The organism is Pseudoalteromonas sp. CuT4-3 (genome assembly GCF_035666335.1).
GTDB classification, from domain to species: Bacteria; Pseudomonadota; Gammaproteobacteria; order Enterobacterales; family Alteromonadaceae; genus Pseudoalteromonas; species Pseudoalteromonas atlantica.
The window spans coordinates 2,054,396-2,074,244 of sequence record NZ_CP142030.1 but is presented as its reverse complement, the minus strand read 5'-3'; the positions used below and the strand labels follow the sequence as shown (position 1 = coordinate 2,074,244).

At 45.3% G+C, this 19,849-nt stretch carries 23 protein-coding genes; 18 read left to right on the top strand and 5 right to left on the bottom strand.

The features are described from left to right. Nucleotides 1–113 precede the first annotated feature (113 nt). Entirely contained in the window at nt 114–395 is a 282-nt protein-coding gene (locus tag VOI46_RS09450) for a hypothetical protein (RefSeq protein WP_282338222.1), read from the top strand. 108 nt (nt 396–503) lie between these two features. Here VOI46_RS09450 and VOI46_RS09445 read toward each other — a convergent pair whose 3' ends face one another. After that, a complete protein-coding gene (locus VOI46_RS09445) occupies nt 504–749 on the bottom strand; it encodes an ogr/Delta-like zinc finger family protein (protein ID WP_282338220.1) in 246 nt (81 codons plus the stop codon). Nucleotides 750–1,102: 353 nt separating this feature from the next. On the opposite strand from VOI46_RS09445, the gene VOI46_RS09440 reads away from it, so the two are divergent. Beyond that, nucleotides 1,103–1,657 carry a hypothetical protein gene (locus tag VOI46_RS09440; RefSeq protein WP_282338218.1) on the top strand — a complete coding sequence of 185 codons (555 nt, stop codon included), beginning with the start codon at nt 1,103–1,105 and terminating at the stop codon, nt 1,655–1,657. A gap of 15 nt (nt 1,658–1,672) precedes the next feature. On the opposite strand, the gene VOI46_RS09435 is transcribed toward VOI46_RS09440, so the two are convergent. Genes VOI46_RS09435 through VOI46_RS09420 form a run of 4 tightly spaced genes read right to left on the bottom strand, consistent with a single transcriptional unit; the run spans nt 1,673 to nt 5,305 of the window. Then, nucleotides 1,673–2,134, bottom strand: coding sequence for a hypothetical protein (locus VOI46_RS09435; protein WP_282338217.1), 462 nt, complete (start codon nt 2,132–2,134; stop codon nt 1,673–1,675). Further along, nucleotides 2,134–2,460, bottom strand: a complete 327-nt coding sequence (locus VOI46_RS09430) for a phage holin family protein (RefSeq protein ID WP_002960036.1) — start codon at nt 2,458–2,460, stop codon at nt 2,134–2,136. Before VOI46_RS09430 ends, VOI46_RS09435 begins: the two co-directional genes overlap by 1 nt. Continuing rightward, nucleotides 2,457–3,521 (bottom strand): phage portal protein, encoded by a 1,065-nt coding sequence (locus tag VOI46_RS09425; RefSeq protein WP_282338216.1) that lies wholly within the window; start codon nt 3,519–3,521, stop codon nt 2,457–2,459. Before VOI46_RS09425 ends, VOI46_RS09430 begins: the two co-directional genes overlap by 4 nt. Beyond that, nucleotides 3,521–5,305: a terminase family protein gene (locus tag VOI46_RS09420; protein ID WP_282338214.1), complete on the bottom strand. Its 1,785-nt coding sequence runs from the start codon at nt 5,303–5,305 to the stop codon at nt 3,521–3,523. Before VOI46_RS09420 ends, VOI46_RS09425 begins: the two co-directional genes overlap by 1 nt. 192 nt (nt 5,306–5,497) lie before the next feature. Between VOI46_RS09420 and VOI46_RS09415 the strand changes: the two genes are divergently transcribed. The 16 genes from VOI46_RS09415 (at nt 5,498) to VOI46_RS09340 (ending at nt 19,836) form a co-directional block, all read left to right on the top strand. Further along, entirely contained in the window at nt 5,498–6,379 is an 882-nt protein-coding gene (locus tag VOI46_RS09415; RefSeq protein WP_282338212.1) for a GPO family capsid scaffolding protein, read from the top strand. A gap of 42 nt (nt 6,380–6,421) precedes the next feature. Then, on the top strand, nt 6,422–7,459 hold the full coding sequence (locus VOI46_RS09410) for a phage major capsid protein, P2 family (RefSeq protein WP_282338210.1): 1,038 nt from the start codon (nt 6,422–6,424) through the stop codon (nt 7,457–7,459). Nucleotides 7,460–7,536: 77 nt separating this feature from the next. Next, nucleotides 7,537–8,277 carry a phage terminase small subunit gene (gpM, locus tag VOI46_RS09405; RefSeq protein WP_282338208.1) on the top strand — a complete coding sequence of 247 codons (741 nt, stop codon included), beginning with the start codon at nt 7,537–7,539 and terminating at the stop codon, nt 8,275–8,277. Nucleotides 8,278–8,384: 107 nt separating this feature from the next. Next, entirely contained in the window at nt 8,385–8,822 is a 438-nt protein-coding gene (locus VOI46_RS09400; RefSeq protein WP_282338207.1) for a head completion/stabilization protein, read from the top strand. After that, entirely contained in the window at nt 8,819–9,292 is a 474-nt protein-coding gene (locus tag VOI46_RS09395; RefSeq protein WP_282338205.1) for a phage tail protein, read from the top strand. The genes VOI46_RS09400 and VOI46_RS09395 overlap by 4 nt, the downstream gene beginning before the upstream one ends. Then, nucleotides 9,285–9,917, top strand: a complete 633-nt coding sequence (locus tag VOI46_RS09390) for a phage virion morphogenesis protein (RefSeq protein WP_324737982.1) — start codon at nt 9,285–9,287, stop codon at nt 9,915–9,917. The genes VOI46_RS09395 and VOI46_RS09390 overlap by 8 nt, the downstream gene beginning before the upstream one ends. Nucleotides 9,918–9,940: 23 nt before the next feature. Beyond that, nucleotides 9,941–11,041, top strand: coding sequence for a DUF2586 domain-containing protein (locus tag VOI46_RS09385; protein ID WP_282338200.1), 1,101 nt, complete (start codon nt 9,941–9,943; stop codon nt 11,039–11,041). 8 nt (nt 11,042–11,049) lie between these two features. Then, nucleotides 11,050–11,499, top strand: a complete 450-nt coding sequence (locus tag VOI46_RS09380) for a phage protein (protein ID WP_282338198.1) — start codon at nt 11,050–11,052, stop codon at nt 11,497–11,499. Next, complete coding sequence (locus VOI46_RS09375; protein WP_282338196.1) at nt 11,499–12,128, top strand: hypothetical protein; 630 nt, start codon at nt 11,499–11,501, stop codon at nt 12,126–12,128. The genes VOI46_RS09380 and VOI46_RS09375 overlap by 1 nt, the downstream gene beginning before the upstream one ends. Nucleotides 12,129–12,130: 2 nt before the next feature. Next, the gene (locus tag VOI46_RS09370; RefSeq protein WP_002960018.1) at nt 12,131–12,418 is read left to right on the top strand and encodes a putative phage tail assembly chaperone; all 288 of its coding nucleotides are present in this window, start codon (nt 12,131–12,133) and stop codon (nt 12,416–12,418) included. A gap of 168 nt (nt 12,419–12,586) precedes the next feature. Then, nucleotides 12,587–15,754, top strand: a complete 3,168-nt coding sequence (locus VOI46_RS09365; RefSeq protein WP_324737981.1) for a phage tail tape measure protein — start codon at nt 12,587–12,589, stop codon at nt 15,752–15,754. Next, nucleotides 15,754–16,080, top strand: coding sequence for a DUF2590 family protein (locus VOI46_RS09360; RefSeq protein WP_004589628.1), 327 nt, complete (start codon nt 15,754–15,756; stop codon nt 16,078–16,080). Before VOI46_RS09365 ends, VOI46_RS09360 begins: the two co-directional genes overlap by 1 nt. Continuing rightward, entirely contained in the window at nt 16,070–17,218 is a 1,149-nt protein-coding gene (locus VOI46_RS09355) for a baseplate J/gp47 family protein (RefSeq protein WP_282338189.1), read from the top strand. Before VOI46_RS09360 ends, VOI46_RS09355 begins: the two co-directional genes overlap by 11 nt. Then, complete coding sequence (locus VOI46_RS09350) at nt 17,211–18,014, top strand: hypothetical protein (RefSeq protein WP_282338187.1); 804 nt, start codon at nt 17,211–17,213, stop codon at nt 18,012–18,014. The genes VOI46_RS09355 and VOI46_RS09350 overlap by 8 nt, the downstream gene beginning before the upstream one ends. Next, complete coding sequence (locus VOI46_RS09345; RefSeq protein ID WP_282338184.1) at nt 18,011–18,586, top strand: phage tail protein; 576 nt, start codon at nt 18,011–18,013, stop codon at nt 18,584–18,586. The genes VOI46_RS09350 and VOI46_RS09345 overlap by 4 nt, the downstream gene beginning before the upstream one ends. After that, complete coding sequence (locus VOI46_RS09340) at nt 18,586–19,836, top strand: SUMF1/EgtB/PvdO family nonheme iron enzyme (RefSeq protein ID WP_324738256.1); 1,251 nt, start codon at nt 18,586–18,588, stop codon at nt 19,834–19,836. The genes VOI46_RS09345 and VOI46_RS09340 overlap by 1 nt, the downstream gene beginning before the upstream one ends. The last annotated feature ends 13 nt before the right edge of the window (nt 19,837–19,849 follow it).

The window sequence follows — 19,849 nt, the reverse complement described above, 5'->3', positions numbered from 1 at the left end:
AAGGCACGGTGTAGCCGTCGAAGTATTAATTTTCACTTTTTTGTTTGTATTTCAATCAACAACCCCCATTAAGTTTAATGTACGAAAAACTACTAAATTTAAAGGAGGCCATAATGGCTAACAATTTAATAATTTCATATGATTTAAACTCTCCAGGGCAGGATTACGAAAAAATATTTGAAAAAATAAAGTCGCTAGGGAGCTGGGCTAAAGTACAAAAATCTCTTTGGTATGTAAATTCTTCTTTATCAGCAGCATCTGCTAGAGATGCTGTTTCTGCTGTGATGGACTCTAATGACTCCTTGATAGTTATAGATAGTACAAATAATAATGCTGCTTGGACTGGAATCAATGAAGAAGTTGCAACTCATATGACAAATAATTGGCCAAGTTAATAAATATGCAAGCTTATAGAGCCTAACTAAATTTATCATTCTAGAAAAAGCAAAATAGATTTTAATTTTAACCCCACATATGTGGGGTTATTCATGCTTGTAATAAAGTTAAAACCCAACCAATTCTAATTGCTGTTCGCGCGGTAGGCTTTTAATAAGTGCGGCGGCTAATTGCTGCGTGCTTTGCACCGGAGGGTTTAAGAAGTGATCAAACGATTGGGTGATACGAAACGTGGCCCCGCATTCACGAGTATTAGTACACGAACAATATAAATTTACTACGTGCGCGCTTTGCGTTTCACGCGATGTAATCGTAGCTTTAGCTTCGCAATTTGGACAAGTCACCCGCGCCATAATATTCACCAATCGTTAATAAAGTACACTGTCATTATATACAGTGGTTAAGTGCGTTACAAATAACCATTTAACTATTGGCTGAGAATCAAAGAGCTAAAAAAATCACTCCTCCTCGCCTTCCGCTTTCGTGCAAAAAATGCGTTCAATTGACAACCTCAGTGACAAGCCATTTTTAGCTAAGCCTTATTGCTAAAGGATCTGTATCGCACTTAAAAAAGATCGGCTTGTCAAAAGTTGACATTGTTTGACATAAAGTGACAACAAAATAGTCTGATAGATGGTGAAAGTTAAAAGTTGATTTTGTATCTACAACATAGTAGAAGTTATTATTTAAACTATGTTATTAATGTATGAAAGATCTAATTTCTTTATCTGATTTTAATTGGTTAACTCAACTTGCAACTTTTATTGCATCCATAGCTACAATTCTCGCTTTAGTTATAGCTATGTGGACATTATTTAACTGGCGAAAGCATCAGTTATATTTAGAAAGGATAAAATTGCTTACAGAAATGGAATTAAGTTTCCAACTATTATCATCAGAATATTTAGATATGACTAAAAACAGTTTTGCACTTATAGATAGGGCACGTAATGAAAAGGATCATGAGCGAATTATCAAAGATTTAGATGACATTCTAAATTATTCAAAATTCAATGAATATTCGCTTGAATATCAATTATCATATTTAAAATGCAATAGATTAATATTTAACGAAAAGAGCAAACTAAAAAGCTTTGAAGATATGGAAAATTTTTATGGAAAGTGCGTAGAACTCCGTCAAGAGCTAGCCGGTAAGGAAAAAAGTTTTGATACAGTTACTAAAGAATTTGCAAATTTTTACTCTAAATTTAGAAAAGATGAACAAAAGGTTTATGATGATCTATTTAAAGAGTTTAAATAGATATTCGATTAAGCGCTAGCTCCCCCTAACGCTTTTATTCCCTTTATCCTTACCGCCCCAAAACGCCCTAAACAACCGCATTAACCCAAGCGTTGAAACGGCAATACCTACAATCACAAATTCAAAGTACCAGGGCGCACCTTCATAGCCCATTGCTTGCCAGCCCTTATGCATGTACGGCTGCATTACCGGTATAAAGTGGCAAACAAACAAGCCTAAAAAGAATAGAATGATCACTTCATCCATGATGGTTTTGTCGCGGTTCTTTAAAACAAGAAAATCATAATCGGCGTCGTTTTGCTCGGCCTGCATACAGCGCTTTGCTTTAGCTTCAAACTGGGCAATTTTAAAGTTGTTTTCAGCGCGTGCAACATCGGCAGCCATTTCGGCCGCTATGCGTTTACGCTCAACATAGCCGCCGGTTAAGTCGGCTATTGGGTCAGTGATGAATGAAACCAGTGTTTTAAGCCATCCCATTATTTGCCACCTCTAATTAATTTAATAAAGCCCTTTGGGTCTTTGCTAAACGTTTCAATAAATTTATTGATCCCCTCCAAAATGTGCGGGGCCGCATAAGCGGTTACACCAATAACACCCGTTTTTAAGCTTTCATCAAATTGCCGCCACTCGCAAAACATAGCCGCCAAGTACGCCGCAAAAACAGCAATTAACACACTCATAAAATAATGAAAAAACGTAAACACCTTACGGCTTAAATACATTTGTATAGCCGCCGCTAAAAAGCTCAACATAAGCAACTGCCCCCACTGTTTAATAAATTCAACTATATCTATCCAGCTCATGCGTCTTCCTTGGGTGTTGGGTTAAGGTCTGAATATTCAGGCTCTTTAAATTCAATGCGCTGCGCTGCAGGCAAATAATTATTAATACCTAAAACATCTTGCTGCATTGGCACAACTTCATTGTTGTAATAGGCACGGGTAATTTTATCTAAGTCGCCAAAGCCGTTTTTATCACCAGACGACTGGCCGCTTAGCGCTTCTTGCGCGCGGTGCATACTTAGCATATCGTTAAGCGTAATTTTTTTAATCCGCTCAAACTCATCTTTAGTTGATATATCGCCAACCGGTGTAATGTTTATCGCTTTTTCAGCATCGGCCTTATTGCTACGAAAATTAAAAAACAAACTTCTAAAGTTACCCACGCCTTTGCTATCGCGTATAGCATCTTTTAATGCCGTTTCATCTTCAGCGCTTAAATTAGGATCAGCCATTGAAAATATAAAACCCATGTGCGCACCGTTTTTGTAATACCGGCGGCGAAATAAAGTCGCATCTTCATTTAATAATGCCGACTGAATACCGCCATAATATTGCGGTATACCGTAAATGCCTTGGCCGGGGTCGTACTCTTTTACATGTATAATTTCGCCCGCATTAAAATAAATAGGCTCATGGCTGCGGTTACTTAATTGCGCATACACACCGCGCGTACTTGTATAGCGCATAGTCAGTGCAGGCAGGTGTCGCAGTTTAATAATTTGCCCAAACGAATTTTTAATAATTTGCAAATAAGCGTTGCCACTCCACAGCAAATCAAAGCCAAATTTGCTTAATGCTTGATGGCTTAACAGCGGGTTGGGCTTATACCATTTTAAAATCATATTGCGCTTAAAATACAAAATGGGTCCGTGCTGGGCATTAACGCGCAGCAGTTTAATTAAACCCTGCAAACTAATGGGCGGCGCATAAATACCGTTGCTGTCACTAAATACACCAACGTAATCTGTTAGTCTGTTATCTAAGCACGGCTCGGGGTCGCCAAAACTAAACGCATCAGTCACCGCAGTTCGTTGGTTGTAATTAGGCGCTTGGCCGTTGCTTACTTGTAATCGTGGTTTCATTAAGCTGCAATTCCTACAGATGTTTGGCGGCTGTGGGCATTACCGTCCAGAGGTTCAAATAACAAGGCGTGCATAATTGCCCACGCAATATCGGCATGGCCCGTAGTAGCTGTGCGGTTAGTGGCATATGTAATTTGATCGCCAACAACTTTGCGGCGAATATTAATAAACGAGCTAGCAATGTTTACAGCGTCTTGATCAAACTCAAGGCGTCGGTTTTGAATAACGTTAATTGCTTTAATAACCATGCGGTTTTTAATAATAGGGTTGTAATGTATTGGCTCGGCGTTAGGGTAAAACTTAGTAATAAGCTCCCACACGCCGTAACCAATACCAGTGGTATCAACGCCAATGTGCACAACGTTGTATTTTTCGGTAAGTAGTTTTATTTCGCTTGCCATCGCTTCAAAATCATTACCGCTTAAATCAATTGCTTCAAGCAGCAAAAACTTTTCGCCAGGCTTCATTGGCGCACTTAAAATAGCTACGCTCGCTTTGTCGCCAAAACGCGCAGGGTCAAAACCAATCACCACCGGCTTTAACCCGTAAGGGCGTTCGTAATCTAAATCAAAGTCAGGCCACTTGGTCGAATCGCCCACGCAGTTCATAAGCTGCTTGAGGTTAAACGCGCTGTGCGCATCATCAATAAACTTACACATAAACAAGTTATTAAACTCATCTACACTGTACTCGTTTTCAAGCACGCCAATGTCAATGCGGTCAAACCCGCTGGTAACCACATCGTACACAGTAAGCATTTGTCGCCAAATGCCATCTTCGCAAAGCCTGCCATTTTTTAAACTTTTATGGCTAACATCAATCGCAAATTCAGGGTCGTTACAGGCTTTTGTTTTGCGGTACCACTTTCCGTTCCAGTGGTCATACGCTTCATGGCTCGTAACACTCGGCGTACTAAAATAGGTTATTCGTAAATGCTTATGCGTTGCCATGGCCTGCGCCAACCCGCGCAAGCTCTTATATTTAGGGATCCAAAAAACTTCATCTATATATAAGTCGCCGCTTTCCGATTGTGCAGTGCGCGCATTAGTGCTTTTAAAAATAAGCTTAACAGTTTTGCCGCCAGCCAAATTTAGCACCATTGGTGAACCGGTCAGCTCAACATTAAAATGCTCACGCACCAGCGCCACAATATTAGCTTTAAATACTTCCGCCTGGTCGCGGCTCGCCGATATAAATATCTTATTGCGGCCATTAATAACCGCATCGTAAAAGGCTTCAAATGCAAAGTAAAAAGTAGCCCCAATTTGACGGGGCTTTAAAATAAAGCGGGCGCGGTGATCTTGGTTTTCAAACCAATGTTTTTGGTGGGGATAAAGAAGTTTGTCTTTAAGCTCGTCAAGCATTTCAAGCGTAATGCCAGAGCAATCATTTTTCTTTTTCTTCTTCGACTTTTTGCCACTGCCGCCACTATTGCCAGCAGCAGTGTCGTCGTTGTTAGCGCGTTGCTTAGGGGCAGGCGCAAGCTTGCTTTTATTTAGTGCACATAATTGGCGCGTGCAAAAATCTAGCTCTTTATATTCAGCATCGGTTTTATTGTCTTTATCGGCTAACAAATTAATGCGGCGGCTAAACGCCATTTCGGCATTATATGTTGGGCACATGTCAGCCCAGTTCTCAGACTCAGACCAACGCCTAACGCTGCGCGCACTTGGCATGCCTGCTAAATCAGCTATTTCCTCGTAGGTATAGCCCTCAACAACATACAAATCCTGTGCTTTTTTGCGTACGTCTGGTCCGTAGTTAGCCTTCATATTGCGCCACATTAATTAATCCATGGCGGCAGTGTATTAGTAATAAAGCACGTAATCTGTTTGTTATAAACCTGCCCATTCCTAAAAGTTAAATATAGGAATTTCAAAAAGTTAAACCGTTGGAAAGGTGCAAAAGGAGGGTGCAAACTGCAGTTACTTTAAAGCATTAAGCTTAATTAAAAAACATTTAAAAGGTTTGTTTATATGCCAGGTCAACTACGCACAAAACCACTTTCTATTGCCGCTGTTGGCATGACCGTCGACGGCCGCGAAATCACCGAGCAAGACGTAGCCGACATAGTAGAAACCTACAACCCCCGCAAGTATGGCGCACGCATAAACCTCGATCACGAATTTAACTGGTCAGGCTGGGCCGCTAAAAACCTACACAACGTAGACATACCAGGAATGCTAGGCGACGTAGTAAGCGTAGAAGCATACGAAAACGAAGAAGGCGTAGTGTGCCTATACGCAGTACTCGCGCCCAATCAAGGGTTTGTAGCATTAAACAAAGCCGACCAAGCTGTATATTTTAGCATCGAAATTAGCCGCGACTTCATGGGCACTGGCAAAACCTACCTAACCGGCCTAGCTGTTACCGACTACCCAGCAAGCTGCTACACCGACCGCATCCATTTCAGTAGTAAGAGCAAAGCAGGCGACACGGAAGTCTCTTTATTAACCGTTGACTTAGGGTCATGTGAGCCTATCGACACACCTAAAAAACCCTTTTTCAAACGACTATTCACTAAGGAAGATCCCGACATGAACGAAACACAATTAGCCAATGCATTAAAAGATGCACTCGGCGCACCGCTTGAAGAGTTTGGCAAAAAGCTAGACGGCCTAACCACAAAGCTTGATTCATTCTCAGCCACTCAAGTGGAAGGCGAAGAAGAAACAGCCCCGCCAGCCGAAGAGTCAGCCGAGCTAACAAAGCTTAAGGAAGAGCTATCAAGCACAAAAGTAGCGCTTGACGAACTTAACGAAAAGTTTACCAAAGCATTAAAAACACCTGCGGGTGACACAACCAACGCCGACGAAGAACACGAAGGCGACGAAGGCAAATACAGCAACTGCTTGTAATTGCCGCACCCTAACTTAACTTAGCAAAACGCAGGAACGAAAATGAAAACCAGAACAAAACAATTATTTATCGCAGTACTTGCAGGCATGGCCAGCAACTACGGCGTAGCATCAATGAACGAACAGTTCAACGTAGAGCCAACAACTGAGCAGCGCTTATACGACGCAACGTACGACTCAGTAGAATTTCTACAATTAATCAACACCGCACTAGTAGACGACATCGTAGGCCAATCAGTAATGATGAGCGTAGACGGTGGCGTAACAGGGCGTGCCGGTGTAGAAAGCGACGACACCAAAGAGCGCCAAACGCGCGACGTAGCAGGCCTAGCCAAACGCGAATACCGTTGCTACCCGGTAGAATGCGACATTCATTTATCATGGGCAAAAATGGATCAGTGGTCAAAGTTCCCCGACTTCCATCAGCGCTACCGCAACCACGTGCGCCAAGCAATTGCACTAGACATTATTAAAATTGGCTTTCACGGCACGTCAGCCGCCGACTCAACGAACATTACAACCAACACAATGCTGCAAGACGTAAACATTGGCTGGCTGCAACTCATTCGCCGCGACGCACCAGAGCGCGCAGTTAGCGAAGGCGCAACCGTTGGTGAAATTCGCATTGGTGCCGGTGGCGATTACGAAAACCTAGACCAAGCCGTGTTCGACGCACTGCAAGCAGTGCCAGAGCATAAGCGCGTAAACATGGTTGCCATCATTGGCGACGAACTACTAGCAAACGACCAAAACAAGTTGTATGCAAAGCAGTCGCACACGCCAAGCGAAAAAACCAAAATCGAACTTGAGCAAATCATTAAAACATATGGCGGCCTAGCCAGTTATAAAATTCCGTTCTTTCCAGCGCGCGGCATTTTAGTAACAAGTTTCGACAACCTAAGTCACTACGTGCAATCAGGATCAACCCGCACCCACGTAGAAGACAACCCAAAAAAGAAACGCGTAGAAGACTACCAATCGCGTAACGACTGTTACTACATCGAAGACCTCGAAAAAGTAGCATACTTCGAATCAGCCAGCGTAAAACTGCCAAACAAAGCAGGCACCGGCTGGGAATAGTTTTTTAGCAGCAGCAAGCCGCCTCTTTCTCCCTAGTTTCGGGGCGGCTTTTTTTAACAATTAGCGAGTATTTTTAAATGAGCCTTTTCAAAAAATCATTAGCCAAAGCTAAAGCGGTACCAACAAGCACTGAAAATAAAGCGCCAACGGCAGCGGCTAACGCCACTCAAGCCAACGCGCCAGCAACCGTAAACACGCAAACCGAGTACCAGCTTTATGCAGCAGCTATAGAATCCGATTTGGCTCAATTAAAAACATTTGCCGACATTAGCGACAAAGCAACATACAAATCAGAAGCGCTAGAGCGCCAAGACTACCTAGGCTACATAAACCAATACCGCCTAAGCGGCCAAAACCACCACAACAAAGTGTTGGCATGGGTGTTTATTTGGCTAGTTGACTTAAAACGCTGGGATGCAGTGTTAGAACTATTGCCATTACTCATTGAGCAAAAGCAACCACTGCCAACCGTGTTTAATACCAAGCATTGGCCTGCGTTCGTTATCGACCAGCTCTACGACGACGCAAATTACTACCTAACAGAATCAAAGCAGCAAGGCCTGTACGACATCGGCTTTATCCTGCATCGCTTAATTAATGTAGTTAAAAACCAAGATTGGGCAGGGATGGAAGTAGTGGGCGGTAAGCTTTACGCCATAGCCGCAAAGGTTAACAAAGCACAGCTTAACCTAGGCAACGCCCTTCACTTTGCCGAAATGGCTCAATTCATTAACGACAAAGCAGGCGTTAAAACCCTGCTAAAAGAATTGCAAAAAATGATTAAACCAGCGGAGCCAGAGCAGCAAACCGCTAACTAGCTCCAACGCCAGCGGGCAACTTAGCACAACGTTAGCATTACTTGCTTAACGCGCGTGACTAAGTGGCGCCCGCACCCAATTTAATGTGTGTATTTTACAGGTGCAATATGAACTTAAGCGGTATGCCACAAGCAGATTTACAAAGCGTCAATGTGATCATTGAAGCCAGCGGCTATTACCCAGCGCTAAGCACCGCCCATTTTATTGAGCACTACGCAATAGCCCAAGAGTACGCCAGTAAAAGCGACGTACTGCTAGAAAAGCTACTTTACGCGCAGGCCGAAATTAACCAAGAGCTAGCAAAAACACAGCTTACCAACGGCCAAACGTTAAGCGCCGAGCAAGCGCTGTTTTATAAGCGCGCAGTTTACAGCAAAGCAAAAGCCAGCTTACTGGTATCAAAGCTAGGCAGCACGCACCGCGACAACGCAACAGCACAAAGCCAAGCGGCAATAGACAACCACGAACATTGGTTAAGAGAAAGCATAAACGCCATGCGCCGCCTGCAAAGCTTAAGCGCGTACTTATCGGTAGAACTACTATGAGCCAAAGCAAAATAGCAAAGCTTAAGCAGCATTTAGCAACCGCAGAATACCAAGGCCGCAACCTAGCGCTAAGCACCCAGTTCGACAGCTGGATAGAAGGCGGCCGCATAGAGCCAAGCAGCAAAACCATTAACGGCAACGGCCTATTGGCAGCAAGGTTTTATTACTCAGGAGCGATCAGCATAAACCCATGCGCAGCACCCGCAGCGCTTATTTGTGCCTTTGCGTCAATTTGGTTGCAAAACAACGGCGGGCGATACGACAGCACCGACATTGAATTTAGCGCCGACGTTAACGACGACAACAGCAACGAAGTAGAGCTAACAATAAACCAGCTATGCGAAGACATAGAACTAATACAAGCGCCCAACGGCCCGTTTGAATTTAACGGCAACCGCTACGACTTTGGCGAGCAAAGCCTGTGGATAGCCGAAGCGTTCACACTTGAAGGTCAAGTAAACCGTGCTTAATCTCAAGTTTGACGAAGGCCGCAGCAAAGAGCAGTTAGCATTTTTGCAGCTTAAGCCGCAAAAGCGCCGCAACATATTGCGCAGCGCAATACGTGCAGCAAACAAAAGCAGTAAAGAGCGCATTACCAGGCAAAGCGATTTAGCCGGTAAAACATGGCAAAGCCGCGCCAACGGTAAAAAAAAGAAAATGCTAACAAAGCTAAAGCGCAACATGAAAGTGCGCTACGGCGCAAATAGCGCAAGCGTATATTTTAAAGGTGGCAACAGCGGAAAAATAGCCCGCGCCCACCAAGAGGGCATAAGCCTAGATGCAGGTAAGCCCAAAAGCAGTGCCGCACAAAATAAAGAAGGCCCAGCCACGCGCAACTTAGCCAGAGCATTAATAAGCGAGGGTTACAAAATACCGCGAGGCAAAGGCAAGGGCAGCAAGCGGCCAAGTATTAAATGGATAACAAACAATTTAAGCATTAACCAAGCAGGGTTTTTACTGCGCGAATTAAAGGGCAGCTCAGGTAAGAGCACATGGAAAATTGATTTACCTGCCCGCTCCTTTTTGGGGCAAACGGTAGCCGAGCAAAAAGAGCAAATGAATTTTATTTTAAACAAAGCTATGCAAGTGGCGTAGCGCAAGCAAAAAAAGGAACGACCATGGCACAAGGTAAAGTATCCGTTGCCGCCATTCAAACAGGCAGTGGCGCTACAAAACAGGTAGAACGCACCGTATTGTTCATCGGCCAAGCAGCCGAAAACAACGGCAAAATTCTACCCATTAATGCACAAAGCGACTTTGATGCTGAGTTTGGCGTAGCCGACTCACCGTTAAAAACCCAAGTTAAAGCATGGCAGCGCAACGGCGACGACCTAGTAAGTGGTTATGCAATAGCGCACGCAATCGACGCCGACGTAATGGCACTTATTGACGAAGCAATGGATCAAGACGTAAGCCCCGAAATCATTGTTATTTGCACACCAGTAACAGGTAAAGCAGAAGTAGAAAGCTACCAAGCAAAAGCGCTTGAAATACTAGCAAGCCTTGCTCGCCGAGTGCGCTTTTTAATAGCAGCGCCAGGGCTAACCGAACTACAAAATTGGTCTGATTTAGTAACGGCATTACAGCCAATAACCGACGGCGTAGTAGCACCGCAAACGGCTGTTGTTCCTTTGTTATTTGGCGACGAGCTAGGCGCAGTAACTGGGCGTTTATGCAAAAGCGCAGTCACTATTGCCGATAGCCCAATGCGCGTACTTACGGGGGCAATGTCACTAATGCCGCATCCAGTAGATGCAGCAGGCAAACCGCTAACCAACTCAACCACAGCCGCACTAGACGCCCTGCGCTTTAGTTGCACACAGTTTTACCCAGACTTTGACGGCACATATTTTGGCGACGTAAACATGTTAGATGCCGAAGGTGGCGACTTTCAGCAAATCGAAACAGGCCGCATTGTCGACAAGGCCGCACGCGACGTGCGCATTATTGCCATTCAAAACATTAAAAACCGCCGCCTAAACAACAGTGCCAGTGGCATTGAATTTGGCAAGCGCATTATGGGCAAACCGCTACGCGAAATGGCGCGCTCAATTAACATTGGTGCCGACAAGTTCCCGGGCCTAATCGACACGCCAAAAGACGACAGCATCAGCCTAACGTTTATGAACGCAACCACATTGCAAGTCGTTCTCAAAGTTAAGCCAATCGATTCACCCAACACCATCATAGTTGGCATCATGTTAGATAACGCAGAGTAGGAGCGAACATGCAAAAAGTACTAGGCGGTAAAGACTTCGATATTTTCCTTGGTAACTCAATGGTGCACGTAATCGAAGCAACCGTAAAAATCACCGACGGCCGCACAGTTAAAAAAGTGCGTGGCGTACCAAAAGGCTTTATCGACGGCGACGTAGAAGGCGAAGTAACCCTAAAGCTCGACCACGAAAACTGGCTAATTGTGCAAGCGCAAGCGGCAAAGGCAGGTAGCTGGAAAGGCATTGAGCCGTTCGACGTGGCATTTAACGCAGAAGTAGCGGCAGGCAAAAAGAACATTGAAGCGTTTGGCTGCCTACCGCAACTAGACGAAATTTTAAACATCAAAGCCGACGGCGGCGAAGAAGACACAACATCAATTAAGTGTCCGATCACCAGTCCCGACTTTGTAAAAATCAACGGCGTGCCGTACCTAACATCAGATGAAGTGAGAGACTTGTAATGACAAAAGCCATTCGCAAACTAACTGCCGCAACATTGCTTAGCACTTTAAAGGCCTGCGGCTACCGCGTGTTCGAGGGCGAATTAAACCTAAACATCATAGGTATTCGTCACAACAACACACGCGCCAATACCTTTAACGATGTTATTTGCGTGCTGTATCAGCAAAGTGGCGAATGGCAATTAAAGCAGTACAAAGCTACAACAGACGCAGGAACGTACTGGCGAACCAACCCAATGAATGTAAGTGGCACCGCAGTGCTAATTGCAGGGCAGCATAAAAGTTTATGGAAGTTGGGTTATCACCAGGGCAAGTACCGCGCCCTCGTGCAGCACAAACCTGTTGTTGTCCTACGCGACAACGACAAAAACACCGAGTTAGACACGGAAGTCACACCACAAGCCGAGCTACAGCAAGGTTACTTTGGTATTAACTGCCACCGAGCAAACAGCAAAGCCACATCAACCCAGGTTGATAAATGGTCTGCAGGTTGCCAAGTGCTAGCCAACCCAAACGACTTTAACGAGCTTATTGCTTTGTGTGACCAATCAGCAGCCAAGTACGGCCCTTATTTTAGTTACACCCTGCTAGACCAAGCAGACATTGCAAAACCAACAGAGAGTAAATAATCATGGCGTTCGAGAAAAAAATCACATTAGAAACACCGGTAGGCGAAATTACATTTAACGTAAACGCAGCAGACTACAACAAATACATCAACTCTACGCAGCCAAACAACAAAGTGCAGCCAGCCACTAACTTTGTATTAAACACCGTAGTGCAAGAAGACGCTAAAAAAGTAAAAGAGCTAGTGCAACAGCCAGGCGCAGCATTATTTTTAGTGGGCGCAATTGTTGAAGAATACCAACCGGAGTTTAATTTCACCGTAAAAAAATCGAAGACCGAGCCAAGCAAATAGGCAAGTCTCGGTTAGATCAGCTACAGGCATACCACGCCAAGTATTTTGGCGCGGTTACCGCCACCCAAGAGAGCCTAGCGCAAGCGCTATACCTCGAAACGCAGCAGCAAGAAAACTTTGTAGTTGCTGTAAATAACGGCATATGCCAAGCACTAAGCGAGTAATGTAATGGCCACGCTCAGCAAGTTAGACAAGCTTAATTATTCAATCGGCATCATCGACAAGGTGACGGGTCCGGTTAATAAAGTCATGGCTAAAATTAATCAGCTGAGCCAGCAAACAGCCGCCGCGCAAGATCAGATGATGCGCGGCGCAGCCACGGCCGTTGGTGGTGGTTACGCACTGGCTAAATCACTAGCTCCCGCAATTGATCACGTTGCAGCATTAGGCGAAGTGCAATCACTTGGCGTTGCCGACGACGCATTGCAAAAGCTAACCAAAACATCATACGAATTTGGCTTTCAGTTCGGTGGCAACTCTGCCGAGTTTGTGCGCAGTGCATACGATATTCAATCAGCCATTGCCGGACTAACGGGCGATGAACTATCAGAATTTACTAAAACATCAAACATACTAGCGGTAGCAACCAAGGCCGACGCGGCCACCATTACCAGCTACATGGGCACCATGTATGGCATATTCGAAAAAACAGCTAACAAAATGGGCAAGTCTAATTGGGTAAACCAAATAGCAGGCCAAACCGCCACCGCAGTACAGCTTTACAAAACCACCGGTGCAGAAATGCAAGCGGCGTTTTCAAACCTTGGCGCAACTGCAACAAATATCGGCCTAAGCTCAGCCCAACAATTTGCCCTAGTGGGCGAGTTACAGCTAGTTGCTAAGTCGGGTTCGGTTGCGGGCACGCAAGCCGCATCGTTATTGCAAGGCATTGGCAAGGCACAAGAAACGCTAGGCATAGAATTAACAGCTGATAATGGCGATATGCTTGCAATAGACGTGGTGCTAGGGCGTATTAATAACCGTCTATCATCGTTGGGTTCTGTTGCGCGCGGCGACGTGCTAACGCAAATATTTGGCAAGCAAGGCGCAAAAGCGGTCGACGTACTAAGCACCAAAGTAGACAAACTAAAAGACGGCATTGCTGTTTTCGAAGGCGTGCAAGACAATTCCAAAGCGGCAGAAATGGCAAACATCATTGCAAGCCCATGGGATAGAATGGGCGGTTCATTTAATGCCGCAGCCACAGCAATGGGTAACCGCTTGTTGCCAGTGGTAGAGCCATTTGTAGAAGTGCTTGCGTCAATGTTTGCGGGCATCGTTTCGCTAACCGAAGAGTTCCCATTTTTATCAAGCGTGATCGCAACCGCAGTAGTGGGCGTAGTTGCGCTAATGACCGCCTTCGGTATAGCCACCTTTGCCATGGGGCTATATAACTTTGCAACAGGCATTGGCATAACGCTAACCAATGCACAGCTAATAGTAACTAAGCTATGGCAGGGCGCATTAATCGCACTGCGTGTTGCAGGGTTCTTATCGCTTATAGCTACCATGGGTGCGGCCGCTATTGCCATGGGTACATTTAAAGCGGTTATGCTTGCAGGCCAAGCGGCCACATGGCTATTTAACGCCGCACTTTGGGCAAATCCATTAACGTGGATTGTTATAGCAGCTGTTGCATTAATCGCCGCTGTCGCCGCACTTATCTATTATTTTGACGACATAACCGCCGCATTTAATGAGTGGGCGGAAAGTTCAACCGTGTTTAAATACCTTAAAGTTGCGTTCGACCTGCTAACGCTGCCACTGCAATTGGTGTGGCGGCTAATAAAAACAATAGCCGTAGGAGTGTACGATTTTTTTGCACCCGCATTTTCGGCAATTAGCAGCGTAGTTATGGGCATGGTTAACGCCATAGGCTCAGCATTTTCGTATGTGGGTAATTTACTGTCTAGCTTTGGCGGCGCCATCACCGGGTTTTTCTCAGGCATGGGGAGTTCTGTATCAGGTTTTTTCACCGGAATTTGGCAAAGCGCAGTCGACATAATTGAATCGCTAATAAATTATTTAACCGAAACGTTCGGCTTTTTGGGCGACTTTTTCGGCGGCATAGCCAGCGGCATCAGTGGAATATTTGACGGCGTAAGTAGCTTTATTTCAGCCATCGCCGACAACGGCGTATTAAACTCGGTTATCTCGTTTTTCTCAGACGACGAGCCAGCAAAAGTATCAAACAAAGTTGAGCAGGTAACCCAAGCAGTTCAGCCGCAAACAATGGTTATGCAAAGTGCCGACCAAGCTTACAGCCGCGACTACGGGCAAAGCGTTATCAGTAAAGCAAGCGCGCCAGCTCAGCAAGAAAGTTCGCAATACATAGCGCCAAACAGTCCTATAAATTATGCAGCGCCTAAAGTAACAGCAATTGTTGAAACCGAAGAGCCGCGCACGCAGGCATTAGCAGGTCCAGCAGCAAACGACCCTGTTTATTCAGCGCAACCAAAAGTAATGACCGAGCGTGAAGCCGCAAACGATGCATTTAAATTTACTAGCCAGCGCTTACCTGCAGTGCCAACCGACAGCACCGCACCATTAAATTTGCAGGCGCAAGCCCGCAGCCAGGCATTAATAAATAATGCATTCCCAAGCGAGCAAAACAACGCAGTAAATAACAGCGCAGTGAGCGCCACGCAAAACAATGCGGCAACGGTAACTAACAGCGCAACTAGCACGAAGGTCATAGCTGCCCAACCAAAAGTAATGACCGAGCGTGAAGCCGCAAACGATGCATTTAAATTTACTAGCCAGCGCTTGCCTGCAGTGCCAACCGACACCACCGCACCGTTAAATTTACAGGCGCAAGCCCGCAGCCAGGCATTAATAAATAATGCATTCCCAAGCGAGCAAAACAACGCAGTAAATAACAGCGCAGTGAGCGCCACGCAAAACAATGCGGCAACGGCAATCAACAACGCAACTAACGTCACACAAAACAAAGCAGTTACGGTTGCAAGTAACAATATTGCTAACTCGGCAAATTCGCCTATTTATAACCCTAAGCAAGCGCAGCTGGTAAGCGTTAACCAAGGTGCAACACCAGAGCCAGCATTACCCAGCGTAAAAACAGATCAGGTAATTACTAACACAGCCAGCAACAGCGCCGAAAAAGCACAGCAAATTAGCGCAGAACAACAGGCCACTGCATATAAGCCTAAGCTGCAAAAGTCGGCTTACCTGCAAAGCCTAACTAACAACAGCAACAGTACAAATAACAACAGCAATAGCAGTGACAGCAGCAAGCATATAAGCATTGAGAACGTAAACTTTAAATCAGACGACTTAGCGCAAAGCTTTGAACAAATGATGGAGCTAGCAGGTTAATGAAATTTGATATAGCGCTACACATAGACCTAGAAATACAAGACGGCGACTTTATGCTTAACGACTCGCTAAGCCCAAGCACGTTTAAAAAAGCAGACGTAATAAGCCAGGATATAAAGCACCGCATTTTAGAAAGCGGCTTACTAACCAAGCTTGTTGGCCTGCGCAACAAAAACGCAATAGAGCCAATATTAACCGAACTCGAATTACTAACCGAGCAAGACAATCGCGTAAAACCAGGCACAATAAAAGTGCACCGCAACGACGACGGCACATTAAGCATTAACGCACAAACGCGCCAGTATGGGAGCAGCAATGAACTTTAAAACAATGATGCAAAATGCAGGCTTGCCAATGGACGAGCAATCAGCAGCGAAGCAATGGCAAGCACAGCTAAAAGAGCAAAACATACAGGTTGCTAATAACTCACCGTTCAGCCCTTTTTGGCGCACCGTTGAAGCGCTGATCACAAAGCCGCTAGTGCAGCTATTAAACTGGGTTGCACAACAGCTAATGCCAAATCTATTTATAATGACCGCCAACCGCGAATCACTAATAGAAAAGCACGGCCCCGCGCGCAACGTTTTCATTCAGGTGGGCGTAGCGGCTCAAGGCATACTCACGTTCACGCGCCAAAACACTGCCGGAGAAAGCTCAATTACCGCCGGTGCACAAATTGCTACCGACGTGCTAGGCGAACAAGTATATAAATTAACGCTAATGCAAGATGTGCATTTTTCAGCAGGTCAAAGCACGGCGTACGCATTAGCGCAAGCGCAAGAAGAGGGCGCAGCATACAACCTGCCAGACAATGCATACCGTTACTTTGTTGAGCAGCAAGAGGGTATAACAGTAGCTAATAACGAAGACTGGCTAATAAAGCCCGGGGCCGACACAGAAAGCACAGAGCATTACCGCCTACGCATACGTAACGTGTTCGGCACCGCCGCCCGCTGGCACATTAACGCAGTATACAAACAAATAATCGCAAGCTTTGGCGTGCCAATAGATAACATCTATATTCAAACCGGAGCGCCGCGCGGCCCAGGCACGGCAAACGCCTACATATACCTAGACATAGGCGCAGTGCCAACTGCCTTGTTGGGTGCAATCAATCAGCACATAAGAACCGCAGGGCATCACGGCTTGGGCGACGACTTCATAGTGCATGCAATGGCAACCACTGGGTTTAATGTAACAGCAACATACAAACTGCACTCGCAAAGCGAAGACATACAAAGCGAGCTAACAACATTTATACAAGCAGCGTTCAGGCAAAATGCAGCATATGCGCCAACACGTGTAGCGCATCAAACGGTATTCAGCATCAGCAAATTAATATCAGAGTGCCACGAGCAATTTAGCGAGCTTAAATCAATTAAATTTGATATTGACGATATAACCGCCGCGAACTGGCTACCGGTACTTACATCACTAACCGTTAACGAGGTGGCAAATGGCTAATGAAATCGCCACCTGGTTAAACAAAGGCTATGCCGAAAAACTCGTAAAAGCAGCAACCTGTTATTGGGAGAAATCACGTGACTACGTTATGTGGGCGGTAAACCAAAAAGACGAATCGAAAAACGAAGATCCCGTATTAGGTTTTTTAGCGTGGGAGCGCTTAACAACTCGCCTAGATGACGAACCAATCGAGCTATACCGCAAGCGCGTGCAGCATGCACTGGTAAATACTATTGACGCCGGCGAAATTTCCTCAGTTAAAAGTATATTTGACCGCTTGGGGTTAGAAGTGCTTAACGTGCGTGAGCGTATTGATGGTCGTGACTGGGACATTATTGCTATTGATATGACTGACTCAACACTCGCAGGCAATACCGATTTACTGCCAGAGCTAATACAGCTCTACGGTCGAACGTGTCGCCGCTACGAATTAACCGTACATAACAAAGCTGATGTATCACTAAGTTTGGGGTTAACTCACGTGCAGTGGGATAGCTGCCATATTGATCACCCACTACGTTTAGAAGCTCATAATAAAGCACAGCAACAATACAGCCACGGTTTTACTGACTTGCAAAACGAAAGCAGCCACGCGCCAATGCATGCAATAACGCACAACGTAAAGCATACATTGCCTACTGAGCTGCTATATCAATTTTTAGGGCTCGATAACTTGGTGAGCAACACCACACACCAAGCAATAACCACAGATATGCAGCATGTTATTGCCGCACATCATCACTATGGATTTTTAAGTAAAGAGGGCGGTGTCAGTATCGCCAAGGAGATACTATGAGCGAAGCCATCACCGGCATTATGACTAACGCCGGAAGAAGTTACATAACCACCCGAGCACTTGAAAACAAAGGGCTTGATGTAAAAGAGCTGGTGTTTGCAAAAATACCAAACCTAAACGAGCAAGAAGAGCGCAACCCAAACGAGCCCATGCCAAGCGATTTGCAAATCGTACACCGCCGAAATATTGATGTGTCTGGCTATGTTGACGCAAACACCGTTGCATGGGCCGTGGTGCTAGAGCAAGAAATCGGCGACTTTGACTACAACTGGATAGGCCTAGTAACGCAAAACGGTACTTTATTAGCCGTCGATTACCTGCCGCTTCAGCGCAAACGCCAAGGTGTAAATAACGTACACAACCGATCGTTTGTTCTTAAGTTTGCAGCAGCGGCGGCGCTGGCTCGTATTACCATCCCAGCGCAATCATGGATGTTTGATTACAGCCCGCAAATAGATGCGCTAAACGCACTATCACTAACCACAGCAACAGCGCAGGTAAACAACATGTACCGCACGTTGCGTAACTATTTCTTAATGTCAGAATTTACAGTATTTACTAAGGAACTATGATGAGCATTGAACAAATCAACGAAATCGTAACCGCGGCAGACCGTGTGGTTACAGCAGTAGAAAATAAAGCAGCCGAGATAGACTCAAAAACAGCCGAGCTAGCCAGCGACTACAACAGTAAAAAAGCAGCACTTGATCAGCAGGTCGCAGAAAACTCGGCGCAACTGGCAATCGTTGCATCAGACGGCTACCGAAAAGCAATCGAAGATGCATCAGGTGGCCGCAATACGGTAGTAATTGACGAGCAAGGCAATCCAAATGTCATGGTGCGCATCCCGCGGTTTAATTACGAAGATATCAACCAGGCTATTCTAGATCGCCTTGGCGTTGACTTAATGCTAGGCACAGGTACACCAACCATGTTCCAGCGTAACGGCGAGCAAATGGGTGAGGTGCTCATTGCAAAATACTTAGCATCATCAGGCGCTAATGGCGGCTGTTCAGTAATTGGTGGTGTACAACCACGTACATCAGTTAACTACGATGTAGCAAAAACGCTTTGTAACAACAAAGGTGCAGGCTGGCACATGATGAGCATTCATGAATGGGCTGCAATCGCACTATGGTCACTTGCTAATGGGACAGTACCACGCGGAAATACAAACCACGGTCGCAGCCACGAAAATAAATTAGAAACAGCCCGCCGTAGCGATAATGGTATCCCAGGAGAAACATTTGGAACAGCTAGCACAGATACAGGAAAGGGGCCCGCAACATGGACGCATGATCATACTGAATGGGGTGTTCAAGACTTAGTCGGTAATGTTTGGGAGTGGTTAGATCAAATGATGCTAGACGAAGGGCAGGTGATTACAACATTAGATAATAACCCTGAAATTGTTGAAGATAACTGGAACAAGCATGTTGCATTTTTTGACTCACCAACTGCTAATACTGAAGGAACAGACAGCATAGGTTCACCTAAGCTTAGCTCTAGCATTAGCAATAGGAATGGTGCATTAGGTAATAATGGTCACGGTAACCCCACTACGAGTAACGCTCATTTTGCAGCTGTAGAGAAAGCAGCAGACTATAACAAAATAGAGTTATTACGTAGGCTTCTAATAGAATCAGAATCAGCTAGTACGGTAAATGGCGCTATTTATTGTAGAAACTATGGTAGAAGATTTGCGATTCGTGGAGGTAGTTGGTTGATTGGTTCAAACGCAGGGATGGGGGCTTTAGGGCTTCATAGTGCACGTACTATTAAAAATAGCAATATCGGATTCCGCCCAGGACTTTTTGTGTAATAGCTCGTTGAGC

What these genes read in the sequence shown, in the direction of transcription:
- VOI46_RS09450 (WP_282338222.1), top strand. Translation starts at nt 114, where the DNA reads ATGGCTAACAATTTAATAATTTCATATGATTTAAACTCTCCAGGGCAG.
- VOI46_RS09445 (WP_282338220.1), bottom strand. Translation starts at nt 749, where the DNA reads ATGGCGCGGGTGACTTGTCCAAATTGCGAAGCTAAAGCTACGATTACA.
- VOI46_RS09440 (WP_282338218.1), top strand. Translation starts at nt 1,103, where the DNA reads ATGAAAGATCTAATTTCTTTATCTGATTTTAATTGGTTAACTCAACTT.
- VOI46_RS09435 (WP_282338217.1), bottom strand. Translation starts at nt 2,134, where the DNA reads ATGGGATGGCTTAAAACACTGGTTTCATTCATCACTGACCCAATAGCC.
- VOI46_RS09430 (WP_002960036.1), bottom strand. Translation starts at nt 2,460, where the DNA reads ATGAGCTGGATAGATATAGTTGAATTTATTAAACAGTGGGGGCAGTTG.
- VOI46_RS09425 (WP_282338216.1), bottom strand. Translation starts at nt 3,521, where the DNA reads ATGAAACCACGATTACAAGTAAGCAACGGCCAAGCGCCTAATTACAAC.
- VOI46_RS09420 (WP_282338214.1), bottom strand. Translation starts at nt 5,305, where the DNA reads ATGTGGCGCAATATGAAGGCTAACTACGGACCAGACGTACGCAAAAAA.
- VOI46_RS09415 (WP_282338212.1), top strand. Translation starts at nt 5,498, where the DNA reads ATGCCAGGTCAACTACGCACAAAACCACTTTCTATTGCCGCTGTTGGC.
- VOI46_RS09410 (WP_282338210.1), top strand. Translation starts at nt 6,422, where the DNA reads ATGAAAACCAGAACAAAACAATTATTTATCGCAGTACTTGCAGGCATG.
- gpM (WP_282338208.1), top strand. Translation starts at nt 7,537, where the DNA reads ATGAGCCTTTTCAAAAAATCATTAGCCAAAGCTAAAGCGGTACCAACA.
- VOI46_RS09400 (WP_282338207.1), top strand. Translation starts at nt 8,385, where the DNA reads ATGAACTTAAGCGGTATGCCACAAGCAGATTTACAAAGCGTCAATGTG.
- VOI46_RS09395 (WP_282338205.1), top strand. Translation starts at nt 8,819, where the DNA reads ATGAGCCAAAGCAAAATAGCAAAGCTTAAGCAGCATTTAGCAACCGCA.
- VOI46_RS09385 (WP_282338200.1), top strand. Translation starts at nt 9,941, where the DNA reads ATGGCACAAGGTAAAGTATCCGTTGCCGCCATTCAAACAGGCAGTGGC.
- VOI46_RS09380 (WP_282338198.1), top strand. Translation starts at nt 11,050, where the DNA reads ATGCAAAAAGTACTAGGCGGTAAAGACTTCGATATTTTCCTTGGTAAC.
- VOI46_RS09375 (WP_282338196.1), top strand. Translation starts at nt 11,499, where the DNA reads ATGACAAAAGCCATTCGCAAACTAACTGCCGCAACATTGCTTAGCACT.
- VOI46_RS09370 (WP_002960018.1), top strand. Translation starts at nt 12,131, where the DNA reads ATGGCGTTCGAGAAAAAAATCACATTAGAAACACCGGTAGGCGAAATT.
- VOI46_RS09365 (WP_324737981.1), top strand. Translation starts at nt 12,587, where the DNA reads ATGGCCACGCTCAGCAAGTTAGACAAGCTTAATTATTCAATCGGCATC.
- VOI46_RS09360 (WP_004589628.1), top strand. Translation starts at nt 15,754, where the DNA reads ATGAAATTTGATATAGCGCTACACATAGACCTAGAAATACAAGACGGC.
- VOI46_RS09355 (WP_282338189.1), top strand. Translation starts at nt 16,070, where the DNA reads ATGAACTTTAAAACAATGATGCAAAATGCAGGCTTGCCAATGGACGAG.
- VOI46_RS09350 (WP_282338187.1), top strand. Translation starts at nt 17,211, where the DNA reads ATGGCTAATGAAATCGCCACCTGGTTAAACAAAGGCTATGCCGAAAAA.
- VOI46_RS09345 (WP_282338184.1), top strand. Translation starts at nt 18,011, where the DNA reads ATGAGCGAAGCCATCACCGGCATTATGACTAACGCCGGAAGAAGTTAC.
- VOI46_RS09340 (WP_324738256.1), top strand. Translation starts at nt 18,586, where the DNA reads ATGAGCATTGAACAAATCAACGAAATCGTAACCGCGGCAGACCGTGTG.